Source organism: Streptomyces pyxinicus, from assembly GCF_024753135.1.
In the GTDB taxonomy this organism is placed as follows: Bacteria; Actinomycetota; Actinomycetes; order Streptomycetales; family Streptomycetaceae; genus Streptomyces; species Streptomyces pyxinicus.
In genome coordinates this window covers 51,942-69,071 of record NZ_JANUGP010000035.1, presented here as the reverse complement: position 1 = coordinate 69,071, position 17,130 = coordinate 51,942, and the positions used below count along the sequence as shown (strand labels likewise).

The 17,130-nt window shown below is 75.4% G+C and carries 15 protein-coding genes; 12 read left to right on the top strand and 3 right to left on the bottom strand.

The features are described 5' to 3' along the window. The first annotated feature begins 2,186 nt into the window (after positions 1-2,186). From NX794_RS31395 to NX794_RS31355, 9 genes are all read left to right on the top strand, one after another. Complete coding sequence (locus NX794_RS31395; protein WP_258782956.1) at positions 2,187-2,468, top strand: hypothetical protein; 282 nt, start codon at positions 2,187-2,189, stop codon at positions 2,466-2,468. 75 nt (positions 2,469-2,543) lie between these two features. Further along, on the top strand, positions 2,544-2,969 hold the full coding sequence (locus tag NX794_RS31390; RefSeq protein ID WP_258782953.1) for a phage tail protein: 426 nt from the start codon (positions 2,544-2,546) through the stop codon (positions 2,967-2,969). A gap of 52 nt (positions 2,970-3,021) precedes the next feature. Further along, a complete protein-coding gene (locus NX794_RS31385; RefSeq protein WP_258782952.1) occupies positions 3,022-3,744 on the top strand; it encodes a LysM peptidoglycan-binding domain-containing protein in 723 nt (240 codons plus the stop codon). Beyond that, a complete protein-coding gene (locus NX794_RS31380; protein WP_258782950.1) occupies positions 3,741-5,564 on the top strand; it encodes a VgrG-related protein in 1,824 nt (607 codons plus the stop codon). The genes NX794_RS31385 and NX794_RS31380 overlap by 4 nt, the downstream gene beginning before the upstream one ends. Before the next feature lie 42 nt (positions 5,565-5,606). Further along, positions 5,607-5,927: a PAAR domain-containing protein gene (locus NX794_RS31375; protein ID WP_258782949.1), complete on the top strand. Its 321-nt coding sequence runs from the start codon at positions 5,607-5,609 to the stop codon at positions 5,925-5,927. 35 nt (positions 5,928-5,962) lie between these two features. After that, the gene (locus NX794_RS31370) at positions 5,963-6,346 is read left to right on the top strand and encodes a GPW/gp25 family protein (protein ID WP_258782955.1); all 384 of its coding nucleotides are present in this window, start codon (positions 5,963-5,965) and stop codon (positions 6,344-6,346) included. After that, on the top strand, positions 6,346-8,313 hold the full coding sequence (locus NX794_RS31365) for a putative baseplate assembly protein (RefSeq protein WP_258782947.1): 1,968 nt from the start codon (positions 6,346-6,348) through the stop codon (positions 8,311-8,313). Before NX794_RS31370 ends, NX794_RS31365 begins: the two co-directional genes overlap by 1 nt. Next, entirely contained in the window at positions 8,310-8,873 is a 564-nt protein-coding gene (locus tag NX794_RS31360) for a phage tail protein (RefSeq protein WP_258782946.1), read from the top strand. The genes NX794_RS31365 and NX794_RS31360 overlap by 4 nt, the downstream gene beginning before the upstream one ends. Positions 8,874-8,877: 4 nt before the next feature. After that, complete coding sequence (locus NX794_RS31355) at positions 8,878-10,494, top strand: zinc ribbon domain-containing protein (protein ID WP_258782945.1); 1,617 nt, start codon at positions 8,878-8,880, stop codon at positions 10,492-10,494. 22 nt (positions 10,495-10,516) lie between these two features. Here NX794_RS31355 and NX794_RS31350 read toward each other — a convergent pair whose 3' ends face one another. Further along, entirely contained in the window at positions 10,517-12,019 is a 1,503-nt protein-coding gene (locus tag NX794_RS31350) for an IucA/IucC family protein (protein ID WP_258782943.1), read from the bottom strand. 197 nt (positions 12,020-12,216) lie between these two features. Here NX794_RS31350 and NX794_RS31345 point away from each other — a divergent pair, with 197 nt between their 5' ends. From NX794_RS31345 to NX794_RS31335, 3 genes are all read left to right on the top strand, one after another. Continuing rightward, positions 12,217-13,707, top strand: a complete 1,491-nt coding sequence (locus NX794_RS31345; RefSeq protein WP_258782941.1) for an IucA/IucC family protein — start codon at positions 12,217-12,219, stop codon at positions 13,705-13,707. 89 nt (positions 13,708-13,796) lie between these two features. Next, complete coding sequence (locus tag NX794_RS31340; RefSeq protein WP_258782940.1) at positions 13,797-15,059, top strand: VWA domain-containing protein; 1,263 nt, start codon at positions 13,797-13,799, stop codon at positions 15,057-15,059. Next, complete coding sequence (locus tag NX794_RS31335) at positions 15,059-15,865, top strand: hypothetical protein (protein ID WP_258782939.1); 807 nt, start codon at positions 15,059-15,061, stop codon at positions 15,863-15,865. Before NX794_RS31340 ends, NX794_RS31335 begins: the two co-directional genes overlap by 1 nt. A 57-nt stretch (positions 15,866-15,922) precedes the next feature. On the opposite strand, the gene NX794_RS31330 is transcribed toward NX794_RS31335, so the two are convergent. Continuing rightward, positions 15,923-16,435, bottom strand: coding sequence for a hypothetical protein (locus NX794_RS31330; protein WP_258782938.1), 513 nt, complete (start codon positions 16,433-16,435; stop codon positions 15,923-15,925). Continuing rightward, positions 16,432-17,073 (bottom strand): winged helix-turn-helix transcriptional regulator, encoded by a 642-nt coding sequence (locus NX794_RS31325; RefSeq protein ID WP_258782937.1) that lies wholly within the window; start codon positions 17,071-17,073, stop codon positions 16,432-16,434. Before NX794_RS31325 ends, NX794_RS31330 begins: the two co-directional genes overlap by 4 nt. Between the last annotated feature and the right edge of the window lie 57 nt (positions 17,074-17,130).

The window sequence follows — 17,130 nt, the reverse complement described above, 5'->3', positions numbered from 1 at the left end:
GGGGGACGGCTTCGGGTCGGGAACGGCAGGCGGGTCGGGACGAGGCGCGGTCGGCCGGTGGCGGGGGCAGGGCGCCGCACACCTCGGCGGGGCGGCGGGAAGACGGCCGGAGTCAACCGGCAACTACGGCAGACCCGTTGATCAGCCCGGACGTGCTCCCGGCCGGTGGTATCCGCAGCGGCGGCAGTGGCGGTGGCGCCGAGCAGCGGGAGGTCCCGCTGGTGCAACGGCGTCTCTCTGAACGCCCGTCATCGGATATGTCGTCGTCGGGTACGTCGTCGTCGCCGCCCGGCTCTGGTGAAGCGGGAGCGGGATCGCGGGGCGTGGCTTCTGCGCCTGCGGATGCGGACGCCGGATCGAGCGGCGAGGTCTCTTCTCACAGCGCCGGGAGCGACAAGCCGACGCCGGAGCCTAAGGACGCGGGCGCAGGCGGTACGGCAAGCAGTCGCGGTACCTCGCGGGCCAGCGACGCGGCGGTGGTGCCGGGTAAGGCGCGGCCAGGTCTCGGCTCCGAGTCGTTCCCCACGGTCCTGGATACGGCCGCGCCTGCCGTGCAGCGGGCGGGTGGCGCGACCGGCGAGGTTCCCAAGGCGACAGTCCCCCAACTACCGTTGGTGCGGCGCGTGACGGTGGTGCCTCCACACGAAGGCGCCGCCACCTCACCGACCGTCACCTCCGGCAGCCGTGGCCCGGCGACGCCGCTCGGATCGGCTGCGTCGCCCGCCGCCACCGCGAGCACTCCTGGAGCCCGGACGGAACCGTCCGCGCCGCGAGCCGCTGCCGCCCCCGGAGCCGCACGCGCTGCCAAGGCATCTCGCTCGGCGGCGAGTTCACCCCCCGCCCCCGCCGCTTCAGCGGGACCCGAGACCGACCGGGGCACCGATCGTCCGGCCGTCCGCCCGAGTGCCGTGAGCCACTCCCTGATCGTCGCCCGGCGCCCGGGCCCGACGGTGCGCCGTCTGTCCGCCGTACGTCCCGAGGCACCCGCGACCAGCACGCCGGACAGGTCACCGGCGCCTGGGACGGGGGCCGGTCCTGCCGTACCGCGTCCGGGCAGCCGTCCGCCCCTGGGCGCTCCGCTGGCCCAACTCCCGCCGACGGCCGTGCCGGTGAGCCCGCACGCCGCCGGAGCCACAGCCACCGCCCCGACGCACGACCCCGAGCTGCCCGTCGTACAGAGCCGGACGGACGGAGCCCGGGACAGCCGGTCGGCCGAGGCGGCCGAGGCACGTCCCGGTGAACCGTCCCCGCGCCGGACCCGCACCGGTCTGGGAGCCCCGATCGCCTCGCTGCCGCCCACCGCCGACGTACCGGCGGCGCGCACCCGCCCCCGGCCCCCCGTGCAGCGCTCGGCGGACGCGCCCCGCGCTCAGGTGCCCCTGCTGGGCAGTGCCGTCGGGCCGGACACACCCGCGTCGGAGCCGCCCCCGGTGTCCGCGAGCACGCCGGTCACCGGTACGCCCGGGGCCCTCGTGCAGCGGCGCCCGGCAACGGATCCCACCCCGGCACCCGACGGGCCCGACACCGCGTCGGCCAGCGGCACTTCCGGCATACGAGCACCCGGTCACCCGGGCGGCGCCTCACCCGCCCCCCGGCACCCGGGTCCCCTCCCCGTGGTCGTCGCCCGTGCGGTGGCCGTCGGCGGGCCGGCCGTCGGCGGCGGTACGGCACCGGTCGCCGCTCCCGCCGCCCGGCTCCTGGCCGCACGCCCCCTCCGCCTCAGCACACACACGGCGGACGGCGCCGACGCGCCGGCACGCCGTACCGGCGGGCACCCCGTCGTGGCGGCGCGCTGGGCCCGTGAGACGCCGGCCGAGGGACGGCCCGGCGTGGCCCCTGCCCCCGGCTCCGCCCCCGGGGGCCGGACCGTTCAGCGCGCTTCCCGCACCGCTCCCGGGCCCGGCCCCACGAGTGACGCCGCGTCCGCCCCCGGGCCCGGCCCCACGAGCGGAGCCGCTTCCCCCGCCTCCGGGCCCGCCCGCACGAGTGACGCCGCCTTCCCCGGCCCCGGCCGCACGGCCCCCTCCCCCGCGCCCCCCGTCCGCGTCGTACGCCCGGTCACCCCGCCGTACGGCACACCCGGCCCCGGCTCCCGCGCCCCACTGCCCGTGGCCGGCCCACAGCCGCAGCCACCGCCGCCACCACCGTCGAGGCCGCATCCCCAACCGGCTGTCGTACAACCCGCCTTGGCCGCCACCCCCGCACCACCGAAGCCCGTCCGGGCCGTGCCCGGTGTCGTCCAGCGTGCCCCGGAGCCGCCCGCGAGCGGCGCGCCCCCGGCGCAGGAGGCCGCCGCCGCCACGAGCGGCAGGGGCAAGCCGGCCCGCACTCCGGCGCAGGCCCCGGATGCCGGACCGGACCTCGACGAGCTGGCCCGTCGGCTGCTCGACCCGGTGTCCCGGCTGCTGCGCACCGAGTTACGGCGTGGCCGGGAACGTACGGGCAGGCCCTTCGACGGCCGCCGCTGAGGGACACCACGGGACGGACACCACTGACCCACGCCAGGCACGACGCACCAGGCACGACGCAGCAGGGACGGACGCATGACGGACAACATCTTCGCGACGAGCGTGTTCTTCCGGCTCGCCATCGGCGGCAACGACCTGGGCGCCTTCCACACCTGTTCCGGCATGGGCGCCCAAGTGGAGATGGAGAGCTACGCCGAGGGCGGCAACAACGCCTTCACCTGGCAGCTGCCGGGCCGGGTGACGTGGACGAACATCACGCTCACCCGGCCCGTGACGGCCGACACGGCCAAGATCGGCCGCTGGCTGGACGAGACGCTGCGGCGGGTCGAGCCGAAGGACGGCGAGATCGTCGCGCTGCGGCCCGACCTGAGCCGGATCATCAGCTGGCAGGTGTACGGGATCGTGCCGGTGCGCTGGCAGGGGCCGTCGTTCGATCCGGCCAGCTCGCAGCCGGCGGTGGAGACCCTGGAGATCGCCCACGAGGGTCTGGTGCCCTCCTGAGCGACCCCACCGCCCCGTACCGCCCCCGCCGCCTCGGAGAGGAACGACCACCATGTCCCCAGCGGTCCGCGCCAGCCGGGCCAGGGCCCAGCTGACCCTGAAGGAACCGCCCGCCTCGGTCGGCGCCCGGCCCGGCGGCACGCTCGCACGGCTCGACCTCCAGTTCAACCCGTCGACCCTGGAGCTGCGCAAGTCCACCGAGTGGCGCCGGTCCCCGGCCCGGATGGCCGGCGAGTCCGCGCTGCCGGAGTTCGTCGGCAGCGGCCCGCGCACGCTGAGCCTCGACGTGTTCCTGGACGCCACCGCCAAGCACGACAACTCCGTGGAGCAGGCGGTGGAGAAGCTGATGAAGGCGTGCGTGCCCACCACGGCGAGCCTCGGGCGCAAGAAGCCCGCGAGTCCCTGGGTGCGGTTCGAGTGGGGCACCGCGCGGACCACGTCCTTCGACGGGGTGCTGTCCAGCCTGTCGGTGTCGTACACGCTCTTCGACGTGGACGGGAAGCCGCTGCGGGCCACCTGTTCGCTGACCATCGAGGAGGCGAGCGTCGACCCGCCGGGGCAGAACCCCACCTCCGGCGCGCGGACGGCGCGCAGTACGCACACGGTGGTGGCGGGCGACAGCCTGGCGATGCTGGCCTGGCGGGAGTACGGGGACGCGACGGCCTGGCGGACCATCGCCGAGGCGAACGGCATCGACGACCCGATGGCGCTGGTGCCCGGCACCGAGCTGGAGGTGCCGGGCCTGCGGGACGCCGGCGGCGAGGAGGAGCGGTGACCGGTTCCGGAGCGGGTGACGTCCGGTCGTTCGCGGCCGACCCGGTGGTGGAGGCGCCCGGCGAACTGCCGCCGGTCTGGGCGACGCAGTTGGTGAGCTGCGTGGTGGACGAGAACGTGGGGCTGCCGGACACGGCGGTGCTCACCTACCGGGACCCGCAGCACGAGTTCCTGGCCGCGACCGGCGTCACCATCGGCTCGCCGCTGCGCGTGTCGGTGGTCACGGTCAAGGGGCAGGCGCGGGAGCGGCTGTTCAACGGTGAGGTGACGGCCCTCGAACTGGACCGGGACAGCACCGGCACCTTCACGGTCGTGCGGGCGTACTCCAAGGCGCACCGGCTCCAGCGGGGCCGCAAGGTGGTGGCATACCGGAACATGACGACCGCGGCGATCGTCCGCAAGGTGGCCACGGCGGCCGGTCTGGCCTGCGGCAAGGTGGAGGCGCCCGCCGTGACGCACAAGCAGCTGTCCCAGGCCAACGTCTCCGACTGGGACTTCCTCCAGTACCTGGCGGCCGAGAGCGGCGCGCAGGTCCGCGTCGACGACAAGGGCGTGCTCCAGTTCACCCGCCCGCTGAAGGCGTCCGGGGCGCCCGCGCCGTCGACGCCCGCGACCCGCAGCCCGCTGGTGCTGGAGTACGGGCGGAACCTGCTGGCGCTGCGGGCCTCGCTGTCGACGGCCGACGCGGCGCAGAAGGTGCAGGTGCGCGGCTGGGACGTCACCACCAAGCGGCCCCTGGTCGCTGAGCAGGCGTCCGTGGTCAGCGGCACGGTGGTGCCGGGTCTGAGCCCCGCCTCGGTCAAGCGGTTCGGCAAGGCGACGCAGCTCACCGTCACCGACACGCCGTACCGCACCCAGGCCGAGACGACCGCGGCGGCCCGCGCCATGGCCGAGCAGGTCAGTTCGGGTTTCGCCGAGTTGGAGGCGCTCACCACCGGCAATCCGACGTTGCGGGCGGGCAAGCCGGTCGCGCTCGGCAACGTGGGTACGGCGTTCTCCGGGCGGTACACGGCGACGGCCGTGCAGCACGTGCTGGAGCCGCACGGCGGCTACCGGACGACCCTGTGGGTGAGCGCGAGCCCGGACCGCTCGCTGACCGGCCTGGTGACCGGCGCCAACGCGCCCGGCCGGGGTCCGCGCGTCCCCGGTCTGGCCATCGGCGTGGTGACGGACGTGCGCGAGCCGAACCGCTCCGAACGCGGCGCCGTGCGGCTGAAGTTCCCCTGGCTGGACGACACCTACGTCACCGACTGGGTGCGCACGGTGCAGTGGGGCGGCAAGGGGGGTGGCGGCGTGGTCAGTCCCGAGGTCAACGACGAGGTGCTGGTCGGGTTCGAACAGGGCCTGTTGGACAGCCCGTACGTCATCGGCGGCCTCTACAACGGGGTGGACGTCCCGTCGCCGCACGACGTGCCGCTCGTCGACAAGACCAGCGGCAAGGTCAACCGCCGTTCGGTGGTGTCGCGTTCGGGGCACCGGGTGGAGCTGCTGGACGCGCCGGCGCCCGGCCCGTCCGGGCTGCGGCTGGCGACCGCCGACAAACGGCTCGAAGTGCGGATGGACGACCGCAAGGACCGGATCGAGGTGACCGTGTACCGGAGCCCGGGGCAGGTCGCCACCTCCCTGGTCATGGACCGCAACGACATCACGCTCAGCGCGCCGCGGGGCGCCGTGACCCTCAAGGGGCGCCGGGTGGTCGTCGAGGGCCAGTCCCGGGTGGACGTCTCCGGCCGCGCGGTGCGGGTGGCCGGCCGCTCTGAGGTCACCGTCGACGGCGGGCTGCTCGGCATCCTCAAGGCGAAGCTCATCCGGATCAACTGACGCCGCCCACCGACCTGTTCGACCGAGCTTGAGGAGCCCTTCATGCCAGCCGCAGCCCGCACCGGCGACCCCACCACCCACGGCGGCCGGATCACCACGCCGCCGCCCGCGAGCGCGGTGGCGGTGGAGAGCGTGTGGATCGGTGGCCGCCCGGCCGCCGTCGTGGGCAGCCTGCACGTCTGCCCGATCGTGCCGCACGCGGCCCTCGGCCCGGGCAACGTGATCATCCCGGACCCGGCCGGCCTCGCGTCCGGCACGGTCCTGATCGGCGGGCTGCCCGCCGCGCGGATGCGCGACAAGACGGCGTGCGGGGCGCAGATCGTGATGGGCGATCTGACCGTGGAGATCGGAGGCGCGCTGTGAGCGAGCGGTTCATCGGACGCGGCTGGGCGTTCCCGATGCGGGTGGGCCCCACCGGGGGCATCGCCATGGTCGAGCGGAGCCGGGAGATCGAGGAGGCCATCCGGCTCGTCCTCGGCACCGCGCCCGGAGAGCGGCCGATGCGGCCCGAGTTCGGCTGCGGCATCCACGACTACGTGTTCGCGCCCGGTGACGGCGACACCGCCGGGCGGGTCGCCCAGCAGGTGCGCGAGGCGCTGGAGCGCTGGGAGCCGCGGATCACGGTGGACGACGTGGTCGTCGCCTTCGACTCGGTGGACGCCGGCACCCTCTACATCGACGTGCACTACACGGTGCGTACCACCAACGACCGGCGCAACCTGGTCTTTCCCTTCTACACGATCCCCTCCGAGGAGGGGGCCGAGGAAGCGGTCGGCGACTGATGGTCCTGCCCTCCCCCAACCTGGACGACCGGCGCTTCCAGCAGCTCGTCGACGAGGCGAAGCGCTATGTGCAGCAGCGCGCGCCCGAGTGGACCGACCACAACGTCTCCGATCCCGGGGTGACCCTGATCGAGACGTTCGCCTACCTGGTGGACCAGTTGCTGTACCGGCTGAACCGGGTGCCGGACAAGAACTACCTGGCGTTCCTCGACCTGTTGGGCATCAGCCTGTTCCCGCCGTCGGCTGCCGGTGCCGAGGTGGACTTCTGGCTGTCGGCGCCGCAGCCCGAGACCGTGACGCTGACCGCGGGCACCGAGGTGACGACCGCGGCCGGGGAGACCGGGGAGAACGAGGACGCCGTGGTGTTCGCCACCACGGACGAACTGCGCATCCTGCCGAGTGAGTTGATCCGGCTGGTGAGCGCGCCGCGCGGCGGCGAGCAGAGCGACCGGACCGGCGCGCTCGCCGAGGGCCTGGACGTGCCCTGCTTCCAGGCGCGCCCCGAACCGGGTGACGCGCTGCTGTTCGGGCTGCCGACGGCGGTGCCGCGCTGTGTGGTGGCGGTGCGCCTGGACAGCCGGGTCGAGGGGGTCGGCGTCGACCCGCGCCAGCCGCCGCTGGTGTGGGAGGCGTGGGACGGCGGGCGCTGGCAGCGCTGCGAGACCGGCGAGGACACCACCGGCGGCCTGAACCGCCCCGGCGAGGTCGTCGTGTACGTCCCGGCCGGGCACACGGCGTCCGTGATCGGCGGCACCAGCGCGGGCTGGCTGCGCTGCCGGGTCGTCGAGGCGGAGCCCGGCCAGCCGTTCTACTCCGAGTCCCCGACGGTGCGCGAGGCCGCCGTGTTCACGATCGGGGGCACGATGACGGTGGAGCACGCCGAGACGGTGAGCGATGTGCCGCTGGGCACCTCGGAGGGGGTGGCGGGGCAGACGTTCCGCCTGGACCGGGCGCCGGTGCTGCTCGACGGCGAGCCGCCGGTGGTGGAGGTGTCCTCGGCCGACGGCTGGCAGCGCTGGCGGGTCGTGGACCACTTCGGGCGCTCCGGCCCCGAGGACCGGCACGTCCGGGTCGACGCCACCACGGGCGAGTTCACGTTCCCGCCGGTGCTGCGCGAGGCCGACGGCACCCTGCGCGCGTGCGGCGCCGTGCCGGCCAAGGGGGCTCAGGTGCGGGTGGCCCGCTACCGCACCGGCGGGGGTCCCGCGGGCAACGTGGCCCGGGGCGCCATCAACGTGCTGCGCAGCTCGGTGCCGTACGTGGCCCGGGTCGGCAACCGGGAGGCGGCGCGCGGCGGGGTCGCGGGCGAGACCGTCGACAACGCCAAGCTGCGCGCCCCGCAGGCGCTGCGCATCCAGGAGCGGGCGGTGACCGCCGAGGACCACGAGATCATCGCGCGGCAGGCGGCGCCTTCGGTGCGCCGGGTGCGCTGCCTGCCCGCCGCCGACGAGCCGGGCGCGGTACGGGTGCTGGTGGTGCCGGACGCGGTGGCGGACGACGGGGACCGGCTCCGCTTCGAGCAGTTGATCCCCTCGGACCAGGTGCTCGCCACGATCACCGAGGCCCTGGACGAGCGGCGGCTGATCGGTACGCGGCTCGTGGTGGAGCCGCCGGTCTACCAGGGCGTCACGGTGGTGGCCCGGCTGACCGCGCCGGCCGCCGACACGGACCGGGTGCGCGGCGCGGCCCTCGCTGCGCTGTTCCGGCACCTCAACCCGCTGCACGGCGGCCCCGACGGGACCGGCTGGCCGTTCGGGCGGCCGGTGCAGTACGGGGAGGTCTTCGGCGTGCTGCAACGCGCCGTCGGTGACGTGCTGGTGGAGGACATCCGGCTGTTCGCCGCCGATCCGGTCACCGGCCGACGCGGCGCCCCCGCCGACCGCATCGACATCGGCACCGGCACGCTCGTCTTCTCGTACCAGCACCAAGTGGTCGTCGTCGCCACGGAGTCGGAGGGACACGGATGAGCCGCGCCGCGGTCCCCGGGCTGCCCAGCCGGTACCCCATCGGGGAGCAACTGCCCGCCCTGTACGCCGAGGACGACTTCGCCCAGCGGTTCACCGCCGGCCTGGACACGGTCCTCGCGCCGGTGTTCGCCACGCTCGACAGCCTGCCCGCGTATCTGGACCCCCGGGTGGCGCCGGCCGACTTCCTGGGCTGGCTCGCCTCGTGGGTCGGCGGGGTCCACGACCGGCGCTGGCCGGAGGAGTTGCGCCGCGAGGCCGCGGTCCGGGCCATGGAACTGCACCGCCGGCGGGGCACGAAGCGCGGTCTGGTGGAGGCGCTGCGGCTGGTCCTCGGGGTGGGCGCGGACATCGGCGGGGACGGTGGCGCGGTCTGGTCGCGGGAGTCCGGCGCGGAGCTGCCGCCCGCGCCGGCCGCCGAGTTCGTCGTCCGGGTCTGGCCGGACCGGGCGGCGACGGTCGACGCGGACCGGGTGCGCGAACTCGTCCGGGACCTGTGCCCCGTACACATCGGGTACCGGGTGGAGGTCCTGCCCGGACCGCCCGCCGGTGAAGGAGGATGACGTCATGCGCGAGTGTCCCGCCTGCGGGGCGTCCAACGAGGCCACGGACGACTTCTGCGGCAACTGCGGGAGCTACCTTGGCTGGTCCGACGAGACGTCCGACCGGGCGTCCCGCTTCGGCCGTCCGTTCCCCGATGTGCCTACGGCGGCCCCGGAGCCGACCGCCCCTGGCACCGGCGCCGCGTCCGGGGGCCCCGGCGCCCCCACGTCCCCCTCGGCCTCGGTTCCCGACAGCGGCGCGCCCGTTACGGCACCGGCCCCGGCCGCCCCGGACCCGGCCGAGGACGGTGGCCCGGACGCGCCCGTACCGGACCCCGGCGACCCGGCACTCCGCACGACCGTCCAGGGCGCGCACACAGCACCCGGCACCGGTGTGGGCACGGCCGCCGGAGACCCGGTCCCGGCACGCCCCCCGTGGCGCCACCGCGTCAGGCGCCCGGCAACCGGACCGGCCACCGCCGACTCCGGTGCGGGCCCGGCAGTCCCGTCAGCTCCCGCCGACCAGTCCGGTCCCTCCGTACCGGACCCCGGCGACCCGGCACACCGCACGACCGTCCAGGGCGCGCACACAGCACCCGGCACCGGTGTGGGCACGGCCGCCGGAGACCCGGCCCCGGCACGTCCCCCGTGGCGCCACCGCATCAGGCGCCCGGCAACCGGACCGGCCGCCACCGACACCGGTGCGGGCCCGGCAGTCCCATCAACGCCCGCCGACCACTCCGGCCACTCCAGCCCCTCCGTGGCGGACGCGCCGTCCGGCACCGGAGCCGCGGCTTCGCAGGACGCCCCGGCCGCCGACCCACCACCCCCGACCCACCCGAGCCCGGTCGCTCCCCCGACGGCCCCCCTCCCCGTCAAACCCGCCAAGGCGGTCGCCGCCCGGCCGGTGGTCCGGCCCGTCGCGGCCGACGAGGACACCGCCGGGGTGCCGTGCCCGGTGTGCCGGACGCTCAACCCGCCGCACCGCCGGTTCTGCCGGCGCTGTGCGGCGCCCCTGGCCGTGGTGGCGGCGCCGGCTCCGCTGCCGTGGTGGCGTACCGTCTGGCCGTTCCGCCGGCGGCGTACCCGGTCGAACTCGGGCCGGCTGGCGCGGCTGCTGGTCGTGCTCGCCGTGCTGCTGGCCCTGTGCGCGGCCGGGTTCCTGCTGCTCCCGGCCGGCCGGGCCCTGATCGAGGACACCCGGGACAAGCTGGGCAAGGCCACGGCGGTGACCCCGGCCCGGGTGACGGCCACCGCCCAGTTGCCGGGGCACGCGGCGGACCGGACGACGGACGGGCTCGCCAACCGCTACTGGGCGGTGCCGGGATCCGGCGCCTCCGTGACCTACACCTTCGGCAAGCCGTTCCGGCTGGTCGACCTGATCCTGACCAACGGCGCCTCGAAGTCGGCCGAGGAGTACTTCCGGCAGGGCCGCGCCCTCAAGGTGGAGATGGCGGCCGTCGCGGACGACGGGCAGGTGACCCGGCGGGAGCTGGACCTGAGCGACAAGCCCGGATCCCAGACCTTCCCCCTCGGCATCAGCCACGTCACGAGCGTCCGGCTGACGCTCGGCGCCCCCGTCGGGGTGTCCGGCGGCCGGCACATCGCCCTCGCGGAGGTGGAGTTCTTCCAGCGGGCCTGAGCCGGGCCGGCCACAGCGGCGGTCACAGCAGCGGGTTCGGCAGCGGGAGGTAGCGGGCGTCCGCCCCGTCCGCGCCGGTCCAGCGCAGCAGCAAATTGGTCTTGCCGGGCAGGGTGGGGGCGCGCAGCAGGGCGGCGATCTCGGGCAGGTCGTGCCGGGCCAGCTCGCGGCGGGCGGCGGGCCAGGGATCGAGGCCGGGGTGGTGCTCGGCGAGGGCGCCGGCGATCTCGGTCAGGTGGTTGACGACCAGGCAGTACACCAGCCGCTCCCAGCCGGCCGCGCGGGAGACGTCCGGAAGCAGTCTGGCGCCCTCGGCGTCGCGGAACAGCGCCTGGACGGGCGTACCGGAGGCGTCGACGGCGACGAGGGTGTTCTGGAGGTGCGCCTCCAGCACGACCCCGTGGGCGTCGAAGGCGGCCAGCGCGGGCGGCACGACCTGCCGCAGATAGGCCTCCCACCAGCCGGCCGGGTCCGCGGTGGCGGCCAGCGGGCTGCCCGCGAAGCCCTCGGCGAGGCCGGCGGCGAGCAGCGGGGTGGCGCCGGGCAGCAGGTGGCCCCGCAGTCCGTCGCGGACGAGGACGGCGAGTTCCTCGAAGGCGAAGGCGGCGGTGCGGTAGCCGCGGTCGCCGAGCCAGGCGGCGGACGTGCCGAGCGCGGCGAAGGCGTGGGCGGCGGCCCGGTCGGTGCGGCGCAGCCGGCGCAGGTCGTGGGCCCACAGGCGGCGGATGTCGTTGGTGATGCGGACGTCCAGGCTGAACTTGAGGAACAGGTCGCGCCGGGGTTCGTACACCGTGCGCACCGCCGCCGTCGGCCAGGTGTCGCGGGCGGTGCTGCCGAGCCGCAGCAGGCGGCCGTCGGCGAAGGCGGGGGCGAGGTCGCGGCCGACGAGGGCGAGCTGCCAGGGGTGGGCCGGCAGCAGCCGGTAGCCGGGCGGCGCGTCCCCGAGGGCGTCCAGGGCCCGGGTGTCACCCTCCTCGACGGCCTGGTCCTCGCGGACGCCGAGCAGGACGAGCGGGAAGCGGGCGTGCGCCTCGGGGGCGTACGGCAGCCAGGACGCGACCGGGCCGCCGCCGCGCGCCTTGGGCGCCGGGTGGTGGGGGTGGCCGGTGAGCAGGGACTGCTCGGAGCGCAGGTAGGGGTCGGCGGGCGGGGTCGCCCGCTCGCGGGCGGTGAGCAGGGCGGCGATCGTGTCCCGGCTGTCGATCATCTCGGCGGGCAGGTCGCCACCGGACAGTCCGGTGTGCCGGCGCAGCTCCTCGGTGACGAGTTTGACCAGCTCGGTGTGGCCGACCGGGTGCCAGACGCCGTTCCGGCGCACCTCGGGGTCGGCGGGGCGCCGTCCGCCGCGCACCCGCAGCAGCCGTCCGCTGGGCAGCCGGTGAACCGGGCGCCGGGCGTCCGCGCCAGGCTCCGGGACGGGTTCGGCCACCTCGCGCAGCAGGCAGTTGAGCAGGGGCGCGGTCGCGTACGCGTCGGCGCGGCGGCCGGCGGCGCCGGTGTCGGGTGTGAGGTCCACGCGTTCCATTCGTTCTCGGTCCTGGGGCCCGGTGGGTCGCCGTCATCCGTCGCGCGGGCCGTCCGGATGCCGGACGACCAGTATGTCTGTCGTCGCGGGGCCTGTCGTCCGTGACAATCGTGCCTCGTGGCCGATCCGCCGATCCGCCGATCTGCCCATCCGTCGATCCGCCGCGCCGCCCGCGCCGACTACCCGAGGAGCCGTCCGTGCACCGACCCCCCACCACCGAGGCCGAGGTCGCCGAGGAGTTGGCCGGTGTCCGGCCCGCGCTGTCGCCCCGGTACACGGCGGAGCTGCCGGGCGCCCGGGCCGCCGTACTGACCCGGCTGTGGCGGGCCCTCGGGCACGAACCGCTGCCGTGGGTGAGCGCCCGGACCCGGGGCGCGCACAGCCTGGCGGTACGGCTGGCCGACGGCCGGACGCTGTACGGGCCGCCGGCCGACCCGTACGCCACGAGCGCGTACGTCACCGGAGTCCGCCTCGGCCGGGAGCGGTACGACGATCCCGCTCGCCTGATGACGGCGCTCGGGGTGCCGAACGGGCCGGCCTTCGCGGCGGAACTCGCGCACAGCGTGGCCTCGTTGGCACTGTCCCGGGCCGGTGCGGATCACCCGAAGGAGTGGCCGGAGGAGGCCTGGGAGTGGGAGCAGCGAGTGGTGGACGGACACCCGTTCCACCCCAACTGCCGCGCCCGCCAGGGCCTCTCGGTGGCCGAGCAGCTCGCGTACGGTCCCGAGCACGGACCGGTGGTGGAGCTGGGCACGGTCGCGGTGCCGGCGGACGAGTGCCTGGTCACCGGCGAGTGGCCGGACGAACTCCGGTACGGGGCGACGGTGTTGGTGCCGGCGCATCCCTGGCAGACGGCACACGCGCTACGGCGGCCGGGCAGGCCGTGGCGCCCGGCGCACCCCCTGATGGCCCTGCGGACCCTCGCGCTGCCCGGCGGCCCACACGTGAAGACCGCGCTGAGCACCCGGCTGACGTCCTCGGTGCGGGACATCTCCGAGTACTCGGTGCGGGCCGCCGCTCCGCTGTCGGCACTCGCCGAGGAGCTGGCGGAGCGCACCGACGGCCTGCTGCACGTCACCCGCACCCTGGGCGCCGTCACGGCCGGCACCCCCGACCTGGCGGCACTGCTGCGGGAAGCCCCCGAGCGGTACGCGGCGCCCGGCGAACGCGTCCTCCCGGTGGCGGCCCTCGCGACCACGACCCTGCCCGACACCCCCGACTGGCTGGCCGCGTTCACCCGGCTGGCGCTCACGGTCGGACTGCGGCTGCTGGACCTCGGCGTGGCCCTGGAGGCGCACGGCCAGAACCTGCTGGTCGTCCTGTCCGAGGACGGCGCCCCCCGGCGCCTGGTCTACCGCGACCTGGCCGACGTCCGGATCAGCCCCGCCCGGCTGGCCCGGCACGGCATCGCCGCGCCCCCGCTCGCCGGCCGGCTGATCACCGACGACGAGACCGCCCTGCGCCGCAAGCTGTTCGGCTCCCTGGTCGCGGGCGCCCTGGCCGGTACGGCGGGTTCGGGCCCGGCGCTCGGCGCGGTTCTCGACGCCGCCGTACCCGGCCTGCCGGACACCCCCGACCTCACCGCCCTCCGTCAGTCCCCGCTGCCTGCGAAGGCCCTGACGCTGATGCGGCTCTCGCCGGACACCCCGGGCGACCAGTGGTGCGCGCTGCCGAACCCGTCGTACTGAACTGGACGGCGGCCGAAGCCGTTGTCCTGAACCGAACGGCGGCCGAAGTCGTTTTGGAGCCCGGCCGGTCTGATCAATAGGATCCGGCGATGATCAGAAGACAACGGCTGGCGGCGGGAGTCTGCGCTCTCCTCGCCGCCCTGCCGGCCGGGATCGCGTTCCCCGCCGGAGCGGTCGCCGACGAGACGGAGCAGGACGCTCCCAAGGTCGAACTCGTGCTGGACGTCAGCGGTTCCATGCGGGCCAAGGACATCGACGGCGGTTCCCGGATGGCCGCGGCGAAGCAGGCGTTCAACGAGGTGCTGGACGCGACCCCCGAGGAGGTCCGGCTCGGCATCCGCACGCTGGGCGCCAACTACCGCGGCAACGACAGCAAGGAGGGCTGCAAGGACACCGAACAGCTCTATCCGGTCGGCCCGTTGGACCGGACCGAGGCGAAGACGGCGGTGGCCACCCTGTCACCGACCGGCTGGACGCCGATCGGTCCCGCGCTGCTGAAGGCGGCCGACGACCTGAACGGCGGTACCGGCACCCGCCGTATCGTCCTGATCAGCGACGGCGAGGACACCTGCCAGCCGCTCGACCCGTGCGAGGTGGCCCGCGAGATAGCCGCCAAGGGCATCGGCCTGACCATCGACACCCTCGGCCTGGTGCCCGACGCCAAGACCCGCGACCAGCTCAGCTGCATCGCGGACGCGACCGGCGGCACGTACACCTCCGTGCGGCACAAGGAGGAACTGAGCGACCGGGTGGGCCAGTTGGTCGACCGGGCCGCCGATCCGGTGGTCACGCCGGTGGCGACCCAGGGCACGGACCGGTGCGAGAACGCGCCGGCGCTCAAGTCGGGCCTGTACACCGACCGGGTCGGGTTCGGGCAGCAGCGCTGGTACAAGGTGGACGTCGAGCCGGGCCAGGAGCTGCGCGCCTCGGCGAGCGTGGCCGACGACCGGGCCACCGCGCCCGGTTACGGCCTGCTGCTGCGGGCGGTGACGGCACATGGACGCGAGATCGTGCGTGGTGAGGCCGCGGGCACGGGCCGTACGGACGCGGTGTCCACCGGTCTGCGCTACCCGAAGGCCGACAGCGACGACGACAACGCGCCGGCCGAGACGGTGTGCCTCCAGGTCACCCACGCGTTCGCGGCGGCGGCCGGGGTGAAGACCACTCCCGGGCTGCCGCTGGAGCTGACCGTGGACGTGGTGGACGGCCCCTCGGGCCACCACGACGTCGCCGCCTTCGGCCTCGGACGCGGCTGGTGGCTGCTCGGCACGCTGGTGCTGGCCGGCTTCCTGGCCGGGCTGGTGTGGGGCTGGCTGTCGCGCTGGCGGGTCGCGGTCTGGAGGACGAACTGATGCGGATCACACGAGTGCTGGGCGGCGCGCTGCTGGCGCTGGGACTGGCCGCCGGACCGGCGGTCGCCGACTCGCCGTCCCCGAGCGCGTCCGGTGACGGCTCCGACGGCAAGGCGCCCACCCAGGCGGGCACGTCCTTCCGTACGGCCACCGAGATCGAGCAGGGCGAGCAGGCCACCGCGTCGGGCTCCACCGGCGACTACCTGTACTGGTCGTTCCCCGCCGACACCGGCCAACGGCCCACCGTCCGGGCGACGGTGAAGCTGCCCGACACGCACGGCGCGCAGACCTGGCGCCTGGACGTGTACGACGGGCTGCGGCGCCGGCAGTCCTGCCAGTACGGCGCCGACTCCCGCACCACCGCGCGGGGCGCCTCCTCGGTCGAGCTGGCGTGTGTGCTGCGCACGGTGCGCGGCTGGTCGGAGCCGTGGGCCAACGACCCGCTGCCGGGCACCTATTACGTCCGGCTGACCGTGGCGGACCTGGGCTCGGCCGACCTCGGCCTGCCGGTGAGCGCCGAGGTCCGGGTCGACTCCAAGGACATCGGCGGGGCCGCGGCGGTGGACGGCTCGCTGGGGAAGCCGCTCGTCCCCGGGATCGCGGTCAAGTCGGCCGCCGAGAAGGACGGTTCGAAGACGGCCGTGCTGTCCAGCTTCGGCTCGGACGACGGCTGGTCCTCCGGCTGGTGGTCCGACCGCTGGGTCTGGACGGCCATCGGCGCGGCCCTCGCCGCACTCGCCGGCATCGGCGGCTACACCCTGACCCGCGGCTCCGGCCGCCCGTCCCGGGTACCGCCGAACGCCTGACACCGGCGCGCCGCGTGCGGGAGGGCCGGCCTGTCCGGTGGCCCTCCCGCACGCGTGTCACGCCCCGCCCCGCGTCTCCCGCCACCGCGGAGCCTGGTCGTCGGGTGCGTCCGGGGACGCGAAATGGAACGGCACCCCGAGACGTTCGGCCAGGGCTCGTCCCGCTTCGGTGGCGGCGGTGCTCGGCTCGGGGCCGCCCCGGAGCCAGAGGACGGTCGCCAGGTGGCCGTCCCCGGCCGGCCCATCCAGCACCGCGAGGAGGACCACGAACCAGTCGCGGAAGGTGTCGCCGTCCCAGACGGCCTCGATCGCGGCCACCCGGCCCGGATGCCCGGCGGCGCGCGCGGCGAGCGAGTCGACGTCGAGCGGATCGGGGGGCGTGTTTCGCACCCGGTCACCAAGGGCCTGGTAGCGGTCGTGGACGAGCCGTACCGCATCGTGAATTCCGAGGTCCAGCGGTCGCAGTGCCTCGAACGCGGCCCTGACCGCCGCCATCCGCCGGTCACGCAGCACGTGCGCGTCGACCGCCCCGCGCGTCTCCTCCGGCAGGAGGTCCCACCAGTCGTTCACCGGGCCACCGGGGCCGTCTCCCGCAGGGACTTGGCCAGCGGGCTCTCCCCAGTCACCGTCACCCGCCCACCGCGCACCGCCTCCGGCAGGCTCAACTCCCCGCGCGCCACGGCCTCGCAGGTCGCCGCGTCCAGCACGAGACGGGCGTCGGCCTCGCCGGGCGCGGGGCCGTCCCCGTACACCGGACCCTCCTCGGCGCCGACGCGTAGGTGGAAGTCTCCTTCGTCCACCCGGACTTCGACCAGGCCCTCGCCGGCCAAGCCCCGCAGCAGGGGCAGGGCGAACCAGTGGGCGCGGACCGCGTCGGTCGGGCGCCGCTCCCCCAGTTCCGCCTCGCCCCAGCGGCCCAGCGCCTGCAACACGGGCAGCAACCGCTCGCCTCGGGCGGTCAGTTCGTAGACGTACGCGGCACCCGGCGGGGGCAGCCGGCGGCGGGTGGTGAGGCCGTCGCGCTCCATGTCCTTGAGCCGGGAGGCGAGTACGTCCGTGCTGACACCGGGCAGGTCCGCGTGCAGGTCCGTGTAGCGGCGGGGGCCGGCGAGCAGCTCCCGGACGATCAGCAGGGTCCAGCGGTCGCCGACGAGGTCGAGGGCGCGGGCGGCGGAGCAGTACTGGTCGTAGCTTCGGCGAGGTGACATACGGCGCAGTGTAGACGCGTCGTTGGACTTTCCAAGCTCACACTTGGTAAAACCAAG

Coding starts and splice junctions, on each gene's coding strand:
- NX794_RS31350 (WP_258782943.1), bottom strand. CDS start 12,019: ATGGAACGCGTGGACCTCACACCCGACACCGGCGCCGCCGGCCGCCGC.
- NX794_RS31360 (WP_258782946.1), top strand. CDS start 8,310: ATGAGCCGCGCCGCGGTCCCCGGGCTGCCCAGCCGGTACCCCATCGGG.
- NX794_RS31385 (WP_258782952.1), top strand. CDS start 3,022: ATGTCCCCAGCGGTCCGCGCCAGCCGGGCCAGGGCCCAGCTGACCCTG.
- NX794_RS31355 (WP_258782945.1), top strand. CDS start 8,878: ATGCGCGAGTGTCCCGCCTGCGGGGCGTCCAACGAGGCCACGGACGAC.
- NX794_RS31370 (WP_258782955.1), top strand. CDS start 5,963: ATGCGGGTGGGCCCCACCGGGGGCATCGCCATGGTCGAGCGGAGCCGG.
- NX794_RS31390 (WP_258782953.1), top strand. CDS start 2,544: ATGACGGACAACATCTTCGCGACGAGCGTGTTCTTCCGGCTCGCCATC.
- NX794_RS31375 (WP_258782949.1), top strand. CDS start 5,607: ATGCCAGCCGCAGCCCGCACCGGCGACCCCACCACCCACGGCGGCCGG.
- NX794_RS31325 (WP_258782937.1), bottom strand. CDS start 17,073: ATGTCACCTCGCCGAAGCTACGACCAGTACTGCTCCGCCGCCCGCGCC.
- NX794_RS31365 (WP_258782947.1), top strand. CDS start 6,346: ATGGTCCTGCCCTCCCCCAACCTGGACGACCGGCGCTTCCAGCAGCTC.
- NX794_RS31335 (WP_258782939.1), top strand. CDS start 15,059: ATGCGGATCACACGAGTGCTGGGCGGCGCGCTGCTGGCGCTGGGACTG.
- NX794_RS31340 (WP_258782940.1), top strand. CDS start 13,797: ATGATCAGAAGACAACGGCTGGCGGCGGGAGTCTGCGCTCTCCTCGCC.